Consider the following 13804-nt stretch of genomic DNA (forward strand, 5'->3'; position numbering starts at 1 on the left):
CAACGTCAGAAAACCCGCCGGCAACCATCCCTGGCGCCATGCTCCAACTTGACCGGCCTTCCCGGTGACGCCAAAGGGGACATGTTTAACTGGCACAGGGTGGGGACATTTCTAAATGGCGTTGACATCTGTCATGCCGGGGTCTTGGCGAGCTCCAGATGCGCTGCTACCATGCGCAGCTCTGTGGGGCCATAGCTCAGCTGGGAGAGCGCGTCGTTCGCAATGACGAGGTCGGGAGTTCGATCCTCCCTGGCTCCACCAATACACCAAGGGTCTGGATAGTCTCCAGGCCCTTTTTCTTGCGCGCATCCCCGTGTGGCGCGGGGTTCAGACCACCTATCCTGCGGGTGACACCTCGCCAGAAGTCCCGAAAACGGTCGTTTTCTTGGTCAGAGCCGCCTCTTTTCTCTTGTTTGCCCCGCCTACCGCTTCGCGGCCAGCCTCAGACTGTCCAAAATCGCTCCAGGCGATTTTGCGCACCTCGCAGTCCGGCGGTAACGATGACGCGTGGTAACGATGACGCATAATATGCTTGCGTGATAGCATCACGCTCCCACAACGGGGAACCCGAACATGCGCACAGTGATTGGCATCCGTCCGGCCAAATCCGGCCGCCGGGCAGTCGATGACGCCACCGGCCCCAAGCCCACCGTCTGGTTCGATTCCTGGCGACAATTGGCCGGTCTGCTGTCGGACGAAAACCGCGCGCTGCTGCGCCTGATGCGTGAGCGGCAACCGCGCACCGTGCTGGAGCTGGCCGAGTGGTCGGGTCGTGCGGCCAGCAACCTGTCGCGCACCCTGCGTCACCTGGAGCGCCACCACCTGGTCAAGCTGCACCGCAGCCCGGACACTCGTGCTGTGCGCCCGGAGGCGCTGGCCACCGAGTTTCTGATCGTGCTGGATTGACCTGAGAGGATAAAAAGCGAGGTTCGCCTCATCCAATGCCGACCTGATCGCCGCCGGGCTGTCGCCGCTGGCGCCGGAGCGTGCGCTGCTGGCCGCCAGCCGGATTTTTCTGCGCGAGATCGGGGAGCGCGTTACCACCCGCGAGGATTTTGCCTTCGAAACCACCCTGGCGGGGCGTACCTACCTGCGCCTGATCGAGCGGTTGCAACGCGACGGTTGGCGGCTGGAGCTGATCTACCTGGCCCTGCCCAGTGTCGAGATGTCGAAGGCCTAACGATTGCCGCCTAACGCTCATAGCGCGCCTGGATGCCGTGCACACCGCATCAGCCACAACGCGCACACCACCCGGCTCAAGATTCCCCGCCGAGCGGAAAGGTGGAGAATCAGCATGACCATTCGGAGAAAGCAAGGGACGGGCTCGGACATGCCCTCGCGGCGGGAGTCGCGGACAAAGATCCTGCAGCTTCAGGACCGGAACGGCAAGGTTCCGGCTTTTTTTTCGTCACCACACCGAGCGCAGGAAGGCGTCGACCTCGGTGGTGTAGTCGGACGGTTCGCCGAGCGTCTTGTTGATCTCGCCGTGCGACAGGTCCTCCTCCAGAACGCGGCCGCGAGCGCCCAGTGACTGCAGCTTGTCGACGAAGGCGTGCGCCTGGGGGCAGGCGTCGCGGCGGCGGCTTGAGCACACTGCCAGGAACGGTGCCGGCGCGGCCGCGAGGTGCTGATACGGCGACGCGGCGAGCCAGTCCGCCGGGTTGGTCCCGAACGCCTGGTCGTACAGCGGAAAGTGCCGGCCGCGCATGGTCTGCACCACGTCGAGACAGGCACTGTCCAGCGAGACGGTACCGCGCCACGGGCGAGCGCCCTGCTCGCTCGCCAGCTCGGGACGAGCTGTCAACAGCGCGACCAGATGCGCGCCGGCGGAGTGCCCCATCAGCACGAAGCGGTTCGGGTCGGCGCCCCACGCAGCGGCGCGCCGCTGCGCCGTGGCCAGCGCCCTCGCCACGTCCTGTGCCTGCTGCAGCGGCGAGGTGTCGGGCAACATCCGGTAATTGGTGGAGATCACCACGTAGCCACGCACTACCCAGTAAGCCACCTTGTTCTGGACCACGCCGCGCATGGCCTTGTCGCCACGACGCCAGCCGCCGCCGTGGACCATGAAAATCACCGGCGCCCCGCGCGCAACCTTCGGCGCGTACACGTCGAAACGCTGCCGCGGGTCGCTGCCATAGGCCACGTCGCGAATGACGCGGATCCCCGGCGGGACCGTCGCCGGCTCACCGGCCTCGGCCAACCGGGCACGCCAGCGCAAGGTCTGCGCGCTCGCGCCCGGTGTCGCGTCCGGTGTCTCGACCTGCGCCCGCACGACGTGCATCGACAAGGCCGGCACGAGCGCACAGGCACTGAGCAGAAATCGGATCACGCGACGGCTCATCAAGGTCTCCCGAACGCAATCTTCACTGCATCGCCCAGACTGTCGGCACTGCGCAACCGCGCGAACAGCCGGTGCCACTGCCCGAACGCGATCTTGATCGGGTCATGAGTCTGCAGCGGATGCGCCAGACCGTAGCGTATCGGCTCTTCTGCCCGCTCGCTGCGCAAGGTACCGAAGAGGCGATCGAACACGATCAGCACGCCGCCGTAGTTGCAATCCAGATAGGCAAGATTCGACGCATGGTGCACCCGGTGGTGGGCTGGCGTGTTGAACACCCATTCCAGCGGTCCGAGCCGACCGACCGCCTCGGTATGCAGGAAAAACTGGAAGTGCAGCGACGACGTGGCCCAGACCGACCGCGAGCGACGCCCACGCCCCCTTGCCGTCATAGCCGGCACGGGCGACGTACTTGCGCCAGATCCATTCGGTCAACACCAGCGCGAGCATGACCAGGGCCAGCCCGGGCATTCGAGCGATGCGTTCCATGGCCGCGTTTCTCCCTACTTCCCCGCCAAGGCGCGTGCATGCTCGGCCATCTGCCGCATTTCGGCCTGGTCCACCGCACCGTCGCCGTTGGCATCGACCAGGGCGAACAGCTTCTCGCCGGCCTGTTCGAACTCGGCGCGGCTGATGCGCCCGTCGCCGTCCAGGTCGGTCGCCTGCTGCAGGGCGTGGACCTTCTGCACCATGCCGGCGTGGGAACGGGCGAATGCAGGCAGATCGTCGTCACTGATGTAGCCGTCGCCATTGCGGTCGACCTTGGCAAAGCGGGCCGCTCGCCCAGCGACGAACTCGTCATGGGTGATCCGGCCGTCGTGGTTGGTGTCGGCCTGCGCGAAGCGTTCAGCCGGGTCGGAGCGTCGCATCATCTGCGCCTGCGCGGCGGTGGCAATGACGCCAAGCGCGACGAACAGGCCGAGGGCAAGCATCGGTCGCATGGAGGTTCTCCGTGGTGATCGGTTAAGACGAGGCATGGCCGGAAAGGCGGCCGATGACGCGGTCGTGGTCAAGGGCAACGAGCCACGCCACCGGCCGGTCGGTGCAATCAGTGGCCGCAGGAAATCACGTTGCCGGCGGCATCCGTGCAGGTGCCGCTGTGGCTCACGCCCTGCCCCTTGGTGTAAGTGGTCTGGCCGTTGTAGCTCTCGCCGACGGCGTTGGTCGCGCTGGTGGCATGGGTGGTGACGCCGTCGGCCGTGCTGGTATTGCCGACGAAACTGCCGCGCGCGTCGCTGCCGCTACTCTGCGAGCTGCCGCTGACGCTGCCATCGGCACTGCGGCTATAGCCGCCACTGGTGTTGAACGTACCGCCGCTGGCCGTGGTGCCGGAGCCGCTGTGGCCGGTACTGGCCGAGCCATCGGCATGGCGGGTATAGCTGTTGCTGCCGCGATAGCTGCCGCCATTGGCACCCTGCACCGCACGCCCGGCCTGGTGCTGCACGCTGCCGTCGGCGCCGGTGGCGGTGTAGCCACCACGCACCACCGAACCGCGCGCCCCGGAGGCTGCCGTGCCGCGCATATGGGTGATGCCGCCCTGCCCGTTGGCGAAGGTGCCGCGGGCATGGACGCGGCCGCTGCGCTGGGCGTCGGCCGGCGAGGCAAACGCGGCCACGGCCGTGCAGGCCAGGGCCAGGGAGACGATGCGGAAAGAGGTGGACATGCTCATGACAGGCTCCAGTCGTTGGAAGTGGGACCGCATGACGCTGCGGTGGGGCCACTGTCACGCCGAAGACCGCCGCCAGGTGTGTCTGAAATCCGCTCGGTGTGAGCGGATGTTGCGGACGCCGCGCCCGGAAACATTTGCTTGCAAATTGGCCATGGTGGGCGCTTGTGGCCCCACAGAACGCACGACATAGTCGCTCCATGGAACCGCCCCACATCCTTGTCGTCGACGACGACCTGCGCCTGCGCGGCCTGCTCGAACGCTACCTCGACCAGCAGGGCTTTCGCGTCCGCGGCGCCGCCCACGCCGCCGGCATGCGCCGCGAGCTGGCCGCGCACCACGTCGACCTGATCGTGCTCGACCTGATGCTTCCCGACGCCGATGGCCTGCAGCTGTGCAGCAGCCTGCGCGCCGAAGGCGTGCACACGCCGATCATCATGCTCACCGCGAAGGGCGACGACGTGGACCGCATCGTGGGGCTGGAGATCGGCGCGGACGATTACCTGGGAAAACCATGCAACCCGCGCGAGCTGGTGGCACGCATCCGCGCCGTGCTGCGGCGGCAGCCGAAGGCCGTGGTGGGCGCGCCACAGACCGAGCAGGCCAGCATGCGCTTCGGCCGCTTCTACTTCGACCCGGCCACCCGCCAGTTGCTGGACGGCGAGAGTCCGGTGAAACTCACCAGCGGCGAGTTCGCCGTGCTGGCGGCGCTGGTGGCGCATCCGTTCGAGACGCTGAGCCGGGAGCGGCTGATTGCGCTGGCGCGCGGCCGCGAGCACGAGGCGTTCGATCGCAGCATCGACGTGATGGTGTCGCGCCTGCGTCGCTGTATCGAGGACGATCCGCGCCAGCCGCGCTGGCTGCAGACGGTGTGGGGCGAAGGCTACGTGTTCGTGCCGCAGGGAGATGCTCCGTGAAGCGTGGGCCTACCACGTTTTCGCTGGTGCTGGCCCTGCTGGTGGCCGCGCTGGTGCTGGCGCTTACGCTGGGCGGACTACTGTCCACCCGGGCCGGCCTGCGGGCAATGGGCGATTCGTTCGGCCGGCTGGTGGTGGCGACATCAAGTTCGGTCGACGCGCTGGCCGACCGCGATGATGCCGGCGCGCGCGACACCCTCGCCCGGTTGCAGCGCAGCGGCATCCGCATCACCAGCGCCTCGCCGCCGCCCACGCTGAAACCGGTGGTGCCGGTGGCGGAAGAAATCGGCCACGTCGTGGGCGAGCAGCTCGGCGACCCGTCGCGGGTCGTCGTCGTGCAGCAGCCGCAGGTGCAGATCTGGGTACGCAGCGCCCGTCGGCCTGGGCAGTGGATCGTGATGCAGGTGGCGAGCTTCCGTCGCCAGGTGATCCGCTCGATGCTGCTGCTGATGCTCTTCGCTGGCGCCGTGGCGCTGGCCGTGGCGGCCCTCGCCGCGCGCATGCTCACCCGCCCGCTGGAACGCCTGGCGACGCATGCCCCGGCCCTGCTAAGCGGCCAGTCGATCGCGCAGCATCTGCGCGGCAGCCCACGCGAGGTGCGCGACCTCGCCGATGCGCTGGGTGCCGCCGGCGAGGAGCTGCGCCAGAGCGCGCGCGAACGCGAGCTGATGCTGGCCGGCATTTCGCACGACCTGCGCACGCCGTTGGCGCGGCTGCGGCTGGCGCTGGAGCTGGGCGATGCCGGCGATCCGGCGCGGCGCGACGCCATGGTCACCGACCTCGGAGAACTCGACAGCGCGCTCGCCCAATGCCTGGCCTACGTGCGCGACGGCAGCGACGAGGCCGTGCGCGAAATCGACCTCGCCACCCTGCTCGTGCAGCTGATGGCACTGCGCCCGCAACCCGATGCATGGTGCTACGAAGGCCCCGACAGCCTGCGCCTGTGCACACGCCCAAGCCTGCTGCGCCGCGCTCTGGGCAACCTCATGGACAACGCCGAGCGCTACGGCGCCGCGCCGTTCCTGGTGACGGCGCAGCAACGCGGTAACGGCCTGCACGTGGACGTCGAAGACCACGGCCCAGGCGTGCCCGAGGCCCTGCTCGCACAACTCGGGCGGCCGTTCGTGCGCGGAAACTCCGCGCGCAGCGGCACCGCCGGCAGCGGGCTGGGCCTGAGCATCGTCAAGCGCGCGGCCGAGGTGTGCGGCGGTCGTCTTGAGCTGCACAATCGCCCCGGCGGCGGTTTCATCGCCATGCTGGTGCTGCCCAACACGACGACGGCGCGCCGTTGAGCGCCGCGCCCGCTGTGGCGACCGATCGCGGCGGGCGCAGGACATGATCCCGCAGTACGCTCCCGACCTGCGCCGCGGAGTCGTCGACCGCAACTCGGACAAGCACCGAGCCCCGGAGACACCGTGTTCGGAATCAGGCGATGCCGGCGTGGTCGTCGGCGAGCCGCAGCTCCCTTGGCAGGGCGAAGGTGATGTTTTCCGGCTCGCCGTTCAGTTCGCGCACCTGGCCCGCCCCCCATGACTGCAATCGGGCGATGACCTCCTTCACCAGTTTGTCCGGCGCCGAGGCACCGGCGGTGACGCCTATGCGCCCAACGCCTGCGAGCCACTCCCGCTCGATGTGCCCGGCGCCGTCGATCAGGAACGAGCGCACGCCCTGCTTCTCGGCCAGTTCGCGCAGTCGGTTGGAATTGGAGCTGTTCACCGAGCCGACCACCAGCACCAGATCGACCGATTCGGCCAGCCGCCGCACGGCGTCCTGACGATTCTGGGTGGCGTAGCAGATATCGTCCTTGCGCGGGCCCTCGATGTCGGGGAACCGTTCGCGCAGGGCCATGATGATGGCCTTGGTGTCGTCCACCGACAGCGTGGTCTGGGTGACGTAGGACAGCTCGCGGGGAAACGCCGGCGCCAGCGTGGCCACCTGCCCGACCGACTCCACAAGCAGGATCTCACCGCGGTTGGCCGGGTTCCATTGCCCCATGGTGCCTTCCACCTCGGGATGGCCCGCGTGACCGATCAGCACCACGCTGCGACCGATGCGCCCCAGCCGCGCCACTTCCATGTGCACCTTGGTCACCAGCGGGCAGGTGGCGTCGAACACCTTCAGCGCACGCTGCCCGGCCTCCTCGCGCACCGCCTGCGAGACGCCGTGGGCGCTGAAGATCACGGTGGCGCCGTCGGGCACCTCGTGCAGCTCCTCCACGAACACCGCGCCGTCGGCGCGCAGCTTGTCGACCACGTAGCGGTTGTGCACCACCTCGTGCCGCACGTAGATCGGCGCACCGTAGGATTCCAGCGCGCGCTCGACGATGGCGATGGCGCGGTCGACGCCGGCGCAGAAACCGCGGGGATTGGCGAGGAGGATGTCCATGGGCGCACCGACAAAAGGGATCGTCGTAGGAGCGCACCCTGTGCGCGAACGCCTTTGATCTCAATCGACCCAAAGGCGTTCGCGCACAGGGTGCGCTCCTACAGGGTGTTGGATTATCGCATGTCCTTCCGCTTGCCGGCCCACAGGCCGAACACGATCAACATCACCGCGCCCACGCTGATGCCGCAGTCGGCCACGTTGAATACCGGGTAGCTCCACTGGCGCCAGTAGACCTGGATGAAGTCGGTGACGGCCGCCGTGTGCAGGCGGTCGATCAGGTTGCCGATGGCACCGCCGATGATCAGCGCCAGCGGCGCCGCGGTGCGCCAGTCGCGCCGCGCGGTGCGCGCCAGCCACACCACCAGCACCGCGCTGATCAGCACGGCCAGCACCACGAAGAACCAGCGCTGCCAGCCCGCACCCTGCGCAAGAAAGCTGAACGCCGCGCCGGGGTTGAACGCCAGCGTCCAGTTGAGCAGGCCGGGGATCACCGGATGCGGCTTGCCCGCGGGCTGCAGCGTCGCCAGCGCCCACCATTTGCTCAACTGGTCGAGCGTGATGACGGCGGCGGAAAGCAACAGCCAAGGAAGCGCGTTGGGTTTGGTGGTCATGGGGGTGCAGCTTCCGATTCGATGGTGCTGATTCCTGGTGGGCAGGAGCGCACCCTGTGCGCTAACGCCTTTGATTTCAATTGACCCAAAGGCGTTCGCGCACAGGGTGCGCTCCTACACGGGCTGGTCAGAACCAGCGCCGGTCCTCGCCCGGGCCCTCGACGTTGCTCACGCAGCGCCCGCACAGCCCGGGGTGATCGGCGTGGCTGCCCACGTCGTCGCGACGATGCCAGCAACGCACGCACTTGGCCGCGTTGCTGACGGTGGCGGAGACCCATGCCTCGCTGCCGTCCAGCTCGACCTTCGCCGCCTCGTCGGGCCGCGGAGCCACTGGTGCCAGGGTGAGCTCGGAGGTGATGAAGAAGAAGCGCAACTCGTCCGCCGCCGGGGCGTAGCGGGCACGCAGCGCTTCGTCGGCATGCACCGTGACCTTGGCCTCCAGCGCCGCGCCGATCTGCTCGGCCTTGCGCATGCCCTCGAGCACGCGCGAGGCGCTGTCGCGGATCGCCAGCAGGTCGGTCCAGTAGCGACGCTGCTCGGGCGAAGCCTGCGTGGCGGCAAGACCCTCGTACCAGGTCTCGAACAGCACCGTCTCGCCGCGCCCGCCGGGCAACGCCTGCCAGATTTCCTCGGCGGTGAAGCTCAGCACCGGCGCCAGCCAGCGCACCATCGCCTCGGCGATGCGGTACATCGCGCTCTGCGCGCTGCGCCGGCCGCGGCTGTCGGTCGGCATGGTGTAGAGGCGGTCCTTGGTGATGTCCAAGTACAGCGCGCCCAGCTCGTTGGTGCAGAAGTTCTGCACCCGCGCCACGACTTCGGGGAAGTCGTAGCGGTCGTACGCGGCGACCACCGCCTGCTGCACGTCGTGGGCCTGCTGCACGGCCCACTGGTCGAGCAGCAGCGAATCCTGCACCGGCAGCAGATGCTTCGCCGGATCGAAGCCGTCGAGGTTGCCGAGCAGGAAGCGCGCGGTGTTGCGGATGCGGCGGTAGCTGTCCGACACGCGCTTGAGGATCTCGTCGGAGACGGTCATCTCGTTGCGGTAGTCGGCCGAGGCCACCCACAGGCGCAGCACGTCGGCGCCCAGCGTGTCCATCACCTTCTGTGGCGCCACCACATTGCCCAGCGACTTGGACATCTTGCGGCCGGAGGCATCCACGGTGAAGCCGTGGGTGAGCACGTCGTCGTAGGGCGCGCGGCCGTGGATCGCCGCCGAGGTGAGCAGGGACGACTGGAACCAGCCGCGATGCTGGTCGGAGCCTTCCAGGTACATCACCTTGTAATCGTGCGCGTCGCCCTGCTGCAGCTCGGGGCGCTGGCCGATCACGCCGAAGTGGGTGACGCCGGAGTCGAACCACACGTCGAGCACGTCGGTGACTTTCTCGTAGTCGCCGGCCTGGTCGCCCAGCAATTCGGCCGCGTCGAGCTCGTACCATGCATCGATGCCACCCTGCTCCATGCGCCGGGCCACCTGCTCCATCAAGGCCACGGAATCGGGGTGCGGCTCCTGCGTGGCCTTGTGCACGAACAGCGCGATCGGCACGCCCCAGGTGCGCTGGCGGCTGATGCACCAGTCCGGCCGGCCGGCCACCATGCCGGCGATGCGCTCCTCGCCCCAGCCCGGCACCCAGCGCACCTGCCTGATCGCCTTGAGCGCCGCGTCGCGCAGGCCGGCCTGCTCCATGCCGATGAACCACTGCGGCGTGGCGCGATAGATCACCGGCGTCTTGTGGCGCCAGCAATGCGGATAGGCGTGTTCGATGGTCGCGTGGGCCAGCAGCACGCCGCGCGCGCGCAGCAGTTCGACGATCTGCGGGTTGGCCTTCCACAGATGCTGGCCGGCCAGCTCGACGCCGTCGGCGGACGGCGTGTCGGCGCGGTAGATGCCGCGGCCGTCGACCAGGTTGATCGTGCCGATGCCGTACTGGCGCGACACGGTGAAATCCTCCACGCCGTGATCGGGCGCGGTGTGCACGGCGCCGGTACCGTCCTCGGCCGACACGTGCTCGCCCAGGATCACCGGCACCTCGCGCGGGTAGAACGGATGCTTCAGCTGCACGCCTTCCAGCGCAGAGCCCGCCGCATGGCCGAGCACCTTGCGCCCCTCTCCCTGCGGGAGAGGGGCTGGGGGTGAGGGTTCGGCGGAGCCGGAAGGCTGCGCTCCGCCCGCACCCTCACCCGCCCTTCGGGCACCCTCTCCCGCGGGGAGAGGGGCGTAGCGGGCCAGCGCCTTGTCGACCAGCGCGCTGGCGATCACCAGCAGCACGCGGCGACCGTCACGCGAAGGACCTTCGACCAGCGCGTACTCCAACTCCGCGCCCAGCGACACGGCCAGGCTGGAGGGCAAGGTCCACGGGGTGGTGGTCCAGATCGGCACGGCGACGATGGCGTCGCCCGCGTCCACGCCGAACGCCTTCGCCAGCGCCTGCGGATCGACCGCGTCGTAGGCCACGTCCACCGCCGGCGACTGCTTGTCGGCGTACTCGATCTCCGCCTCGGCCAGTGCCGAGCCGCAGTCGAAGCACCAGTAGACCGGCTTGGCGCCGCGCACCACGTGGCCGTTGGCGACGATGCGCGCCAGCGCGCGCACCATGCCCGCCTCGTAGCTGAAGTCCATCGTGCGATAGGGCTTCTGCCAGTCGCCCAGCACGCCCAGGCGCTTGAAGTCGGCGCGCTGCGCGTCGACCTGGCCGGCGGCGTACTCGCGGCACTTCTGGCGGAAGGCGCGGGCGTCGAGCCTGTCGCCCGGCTTGCCGTACTTCTTCTCCACCGCGATCTCGATCGGCAGGCCGTGGCAGTCCCAGCCCGGTACGTACGGCGCGCGGTGGCCGGCCAGCAGCCTGGACTTGACCGTCATGTCCTTGAGGATCTTGTTGACCGCATGGCCGATGTGGATCGAACCGTTGGCATAGGGCGGACCGTCGTGCAGCACGAACACCTTGTCGCGCCCCGCCGTGTGCGCCTGGATCTGCGCATAGCGATCCACCTGCTCCCACTGCGCCAGCCAGCCGGGCTCGCGCTTGGGCAGGTCGCCGCGCATCGGGAAATCCGTCTGCGGCAGGTTGATGGTGTTCTTGTAGTCCTGGGTCATGGCCTGGTTGCCGTCGGGTGGGTTCGCCGGGACGACCCGGACGAACGTGATGCATGGCTGACCGCGCGCGTGCGGCCAGCGCACGCCACGGGCAAACCTCAAATGCTAATGCTGGCCGGGCTTGACGCAAGCACGGCGGGTGCGGGGCGGCACGCGGTCCTCATGCGCCCACCAGCACGGGATTCATGCCCAGCATGGCACGCGCCGCCGCGGCGTCGCGATCCATCTGGGCGGTGAGCGCGTCCAGATTGTCGAACTTCCGCTCGTCGCGCAGCTTGCCGACGAACTCCACCGCCATGCGCCGGCCGTAGAGATCGCCCTCGAAGTCGAACAGGTGCACTTCCAGCAGCGGTTCGGCCACCTCGTTCACGGTGGGCCGCACGCCGAGACTGGCCACGCCCGGCCAGGCGCACCCGCCATCGCCCAGGCCGACGCGCACCGCGAAGATGCCGTGGATCGGGCTGACCCGCTCGCGCAGGCGGATGTTGGCGGTGGGATAGCCCAGGGTGCGGCCCAGCTGGTTGCCGTACTCCACCTTGCCCTCGATCACGAACGGTCGACCGAGCAGCGGCGCGGCGGCGGCGAAATCGCCGGCGGCCAGCAGCTCGCGCACGCGGGTGGCCGACACGCGCTCGTCGTGCAGGGTCACCGGCGCCATGGTGCGCGCGACAAACCCGAACGCGTCGCCTAGGCGCTCCAGCATCGCCACGTCGCCCGCGCGGCGGTGGCCGAAGCGGAAATCACCACCCACCCAGACCTCGCGGGCGGCCAGTCGCTCCACCAGCACGCTGCGCACGAAATCCTCGGCGGGCATCGCCGCCAGTGCCGCGTTGAAGCGCAGCAGCAAGGCATGCGTCATGCCGGCCGCATCGAAGCCACGCAGCTTCTCGCGCATGCTGGACAGGCGCGGCAGCGGCTCGCGTGAAAAATAGGCGCGCGGCAACGGCTCGAAACTCACCACCACCGGTTCGACGTCCAGCGCAAGCGCACGCTCGTGCACCTGCGCCAGCAGGGCCTGATGGCCGCGATGGAGACCGTCGAACGCGCCGATCGCCACCACGCTGCCGCGCGGCGTCAGGCAAGCACCGGCGACATCCCTGGAAAGCTTGATCATCGCGCCAGTATAGCGGCCGGCCGCACGCACCTGGCGCTCAGGCACCGCGCAGGTCCCGCACCCGGAGCCCCAGCGCGAACAGGACGCCAACGTAGGTGCCGGCGCCCGCGATCACCAGCACGGCGAGATGCCACAGCCGCGCCAGCACCGCGACATCGGTCCAGTCCGGCCACAGCCAGCGACCAGCGAGCAGCACGGCGACCATCGCCGCACACGCCACGCCCAACCGCAACCAGTGCCGCGACCATCCGGGCAAGCGCTGATACACCCCGGCCCGACGCAGCCAGTGCCACAGCAGCACGAAGTTCACGTAGCTCGACAGCGAACTGGCGATCGCCAGCCCCACATGCAGACCCGGCACCTGGGCGATGCCATCGATCCAGCTGCCCTGCTTCTGCGCCGGGGTCGCCCACAGCTCGAACAGCAGCGCGATGAACACGCCGTTGAACAGCATGTTGGCCACCAGCGCCGCCACCCCGGCGCGCACCGGGGTGCGGGTGTCCTGCCGCGCATAGAACGCAGGCAGCAGCACCTTGACCAGCGCATAGGCCGGCAAGCCGGCGCTCAGCGCCAGCACCGACAGCGAAGCCATCCGCGCATCGAACGCCGAGAAGTTGCCGTTCTGGAAGAACGTGGCCACCAGCGGCTCGGCCAGCACCAGCAGCGCCAGCATCGCCGGCAGCGCGATCAGCAAGGTGATGCGCAATCCCCAGTCCAGCGCCCGGGAAAAACCCACCCGGTCCGTGCCGACATGGTGGCGCGACAGCGCCGGCAGGATCACCGTGCCCAGCGCCACGCCGAACACGCCCAGCGGCAGCTCGAGGAAACGGGTGGACTGCCACAACCAGGTCTGCGAACCGGTCACCAGGTAGGAGATCACCACGGTGTCGAGCAGCAGGTTGAGCTGGGCCACGGAGGAGCCGAACAGCGTCGGCACCATCAGCGTCATGATCCGGCGCACCTGCGGGTGGCTCCAGCCCCAGCGCGGCCGCTGCAGCAGCCCCAGTCGACGCACCGCAGGCAGGAGGAACAGCCACTGCAGCACGCCGGCGGCCAGCACCGCCCAGCCCATCGCCGTGATCGGCACCTGCAACCGCGGCGCCAGCCACAGTGCTCCCACGATCATGCAGATATTGAGGATCACCGGCGCCAGCGCCGGCAGCGCGAACCGGTGGAAGCTGTTCAGTACGCCGGCCGCGAGCGCGTTCAGCGACACAAAGAAGATGAAGGGGAACGTCAGCCGCACCAGGTCGGCGGTGAGGTCGAACTTGTGCGGGTCGTCCAGCGCCCCCGGCGCAAACATCGAGGCCACCTGCGGCGCGAAGATCATGCCCAGCGCGGTGACCAGCAGCAGCACGCCGCCGAGCGTCCCCGATACGCGCGCCAGCAGCTCCTTCAGCTCGTCGCGCGAGCCGGTCTGCTTGACCTCGGTGAACACCGGCACGAAGGCGGTGGAGAACGACCCTTCCGCAAACAGGCGCCGCATGAAGTTGGGAATGCGGAAGGCGATGACGAACGCATCGGTCGCCGCATTGGCGCCAAACACGTGACTCATCGAAATGTCGCGGATCAGGCCGAGGACCCGCGAAATCATCGTCATGCTGCTGAACGACAGCAGCCCGCGCAGCATGCTGGGGGACTTCATGCGGGTGACGCTACCTCTGTGAAGGGAACCTGGCTGC

At 68.6% G+C, this 13804-nt stretch carries 12 protein-coding genes and 1 tRNA gene; 4 read left to right on the forward strand and 9 right to left on the reverse strand.

Annotated elements, in window-relative coordinates; all coding sequences use genetic code 11:
- Positions 1 to 185: 185 nt before the first annotated feature.
- Both ACO2Q2_RS14440 and ACO2Q2_RS14445 read left to right on the forward strand, forming a co-directional pair.
- Positions 186 to 261 (forward strand) — tRNA-Ala (locus tag ACO2Q2_RS14440).
- Between the two features lie 312 nt (positions 262 to 573).
- Complete coding sequence (locus ACO2Q2_RS14445; RefSeq protein WP_423256573.1) at positions 574 to 906, forward strand: transcriptional regulator; 333 nt, start codon at positions 574 to 576, stop codon at positions 904 to 906.
- A 502-nt stretch (positions 907 to 1408) separates the two neighbouring features.
- On the opposite strand, the gene ACO2Q2_RS14450 is transcribed toward ACO2Q2_RS14445, so the two are convergent.
- The 4 genes from ACO2Q2_RS14450 to ACO2Q2_RS14465 form a co-directional block, all read right to left on the reverse strand.
- Positions 1409 to 2341, reverse strand: a complete 933-nt coding sequence (locus ACO2Q2_RS14450) for an alpha/beta hydrolase (protein ID WP_423256575.1) — start codon at positions 2339 to 2341, stop codon at positions 1409 to 1411.
- Positions 2341 to 2730, reverse strand: a complete 390-nt coding sequence (locus ACO2Q2_RS14455; protein ID WP_423256577.1) for a sterol desaturase family protein — start codon at positions 2728 to 2730, stop codon at positions 2341 to 2343. The genes ACO2Q2_RS14450 and ACO2Q2_RS14455 overlap by 1 nt, the downstream gene beginning before the upstream one ends.
- 111 nt (positions 2731 to 2841) lie before the next feature.
- Entirely contained in the window at positions 2842 to 3279 is a 438-nt protein-coding gene (locus ACO2Q2_RS14460) for an EF-hand domain-containing protein (protein ID WP_423256579.1), read from the reverse strand.
- A 107-nt stretch (positions 3280 to 3386) separates the two neighbouring features.
- Positions 3387 to 4007: a hypothetical protein gene (locus ACO2Q2_RS14465; protein ID WP_423256581.1), complete on the reverse strand. Its 621-nt coding sequence runs from the start codon at positions 4005 to 4007 to the stop codon at positions 3387 to 3389.
- A 197-nt stretch (positions 4008 to 4204) separates the two neighbouring features.
- On the opposite strand from ACO2Q2_RS14465, the gene ompR reads away from it, so the two are divergent.
- The gene (ompR, locus tag ACO2Q2_RS14470; protein ID WP_423256583.1) at positions 4205 to 4921 is read left to right on the forward strand and encodes a two-component system response regulator OmpR; all 717 of its coding nucleotides are present in this window, start codon (positions 4205 to 4207) and stop codon (positions 4919 to 4921) included.
- A complete protein-coding gene (locus ACO2Q2_RS14475) occupies positions 4918 to 6213 on the forward strand; it encodes an ATP-binding protein (protein WP_423256585.1) in 1296 nt (431 codons plus the stop codon). The genes ompR and ACO2Q2_RS14475 overlap by 4 nt, the downstream gene beginning before the upstream one ends.
- A 133-nt stretch (positions 6214 to 6346) precedes the next feature.
- On the opposite strand, the gene ispH is transcribed toward ACO2Q2_RS14475, so the two are convergent.
- The 5 genes from ispH to murJ form a co-directional block, all read right to left on the reverse strand.
- The gene (ispH, locus tag ACO2Q2_RS14480) at positions 6347 to 7306 is read right to left on the reverse strand and encodes a 4-hydroxy-3-methylbut-2-enyl diphosphate reductase (RefSeq protein WP_423256587.1); all 960 of its coding nucleotides are present in this window, start codon (positions 7304 to 7306) and stop codon (positions 6347 to 6349) included.
- 113 nt (positions 7307 to 7419) lie between these two features.
- A complete protein-coding gene (gene lspA, locus ACO2Q2_RS14485; RefSeq protein WP_423256589.1) occupies positions 7420 to 7917 on the reverse strand; it encodes a signal peptidase II in 498 nt (165 codons plus the stop codon).
- Between the two features lie 127 nt (positions 7918 to 8044).
- Entirely contained in the window at positions 8045 to 11008 is a 2964-nt protein-coding gene (locus ACO2Q2_RS14490) for an isoleucine--tRNA ligase (protein WP_423256592.1), read from the reverse strand.
- A 160-nt stretch (positions 11009 to 11168) separates the two neighbouring features.
- The gene (locus tag ACO2Q2_RS14495; protein WP_423256652.1) at positions 11169 to 12122 is read right to left on the reverse strand and encodes a bifunctional riboflavin kinase/FAD synthetase; all 954 of its coding nucleotides are present in this window, start codon (positions 12120 to 12122) and stop codon (positions 11169 to 11171) included.
- 37 nt (positions 12123 to 12159) lie between these two features.
- A complete protein-coding gene (gene murJ, locus ACO2Q2_RS14500; protein WP_423256594.1) occupies positions 12160 to 13767 on the reverse strand; it encodes a murein biosynthesis integral membrane protein MurJ in 1608 nt (535 codons plus the stop codon).
- Between the last annotated feature and the right edge of the window lie 37 nt (positions 13768 to 13804).

The sequence above is a fragment of the Dyella sp. KRB-257 genome, from assembly GCF_049445995.1.
Classification (GTDB): domain Bacteria; phylum Pseudomonadota; class Gammaproteobacteria; order Xanthomonadales; family Rhodanobacteraceae; genus Dyella_A.

Coding starts and splice junctions, on each gene's coding strand:
- ACO2Q2_RS14465 (WP_423256581.1), bottom strand. CDS start 4,007: ATGAGCATGTCCACCTCTTTCCGCATCGTCTCCCTGGCCCTGGCCTGC.
- ACO2Q2_RS14450 (WP_423256575.1), bottom strand. CDS start 2,341: ATGAGCCGTCGCGTGATCCGATTTCTGCTCAGTGCCTGTGCGCTCGTG.
- ACO2Q2_RS14455 (WP_423256577.1), bottom strand. CDS start 2,730: ATGACGGCAAGGGGGCGTGGGCGTCGCTCGCGGTCGGTCTGGGCCACG.
- ompR (WP_423256583.1), top strand. CDS start 4,205: ATGGAACCGCCCCACATCCTTGTCGTCGACGACGACCTGCGCCTGCGC.
- ACO2Q2_RS14445 (WP_423256573.1), top strand. CDS start 574: ATGCGCACAGTGATTGGCATCCGTCCGGCCAAATCCGGCCGCCGGGCA.
- lspA (WP_423256589.1), bottom strand. CDS start 7,917: ATGACCACCAAACCCAACGCGCTTCCTTGGCTGTTGCTTTCCGCCGCC.
- ACO2Q2_RS14460 (WP_423256579.1), bottom strand. CDS start 3,279: ATGCGACCGATGCTTGCCCTCGGCCTGTTCGTCGCGCTTGGCGTCATT.
- ACO2Q2_RS14495 (WP_423256652.1), bottom strand. CDS start 12,122: ATGATCAAGCTTTCCAGGGATGTCGCCGGTGCTTGCCTGACGCCGCGC.
- ACO2Q2_RS14490 (WP_423256592.1), bottom strand. CDS start 11,008: ATGACCCAGGACTACAAGAACACCATCAACCTGCCGCAGACGGATTTC.
- ispH (WP_423256587.1), bottom strand. CDS start 7,306: ATGGACATCCTCCTCGCCAATCCCCGCGGTTTCTGCGCCGGCGTCGAC.
- murJ (WP_423256594.1), bottom strand. CDS start 13,767: ATGAAGTCCCCCAGCATGCTGCGCGGGCTGCTGTCGTTCAGCAGCATG.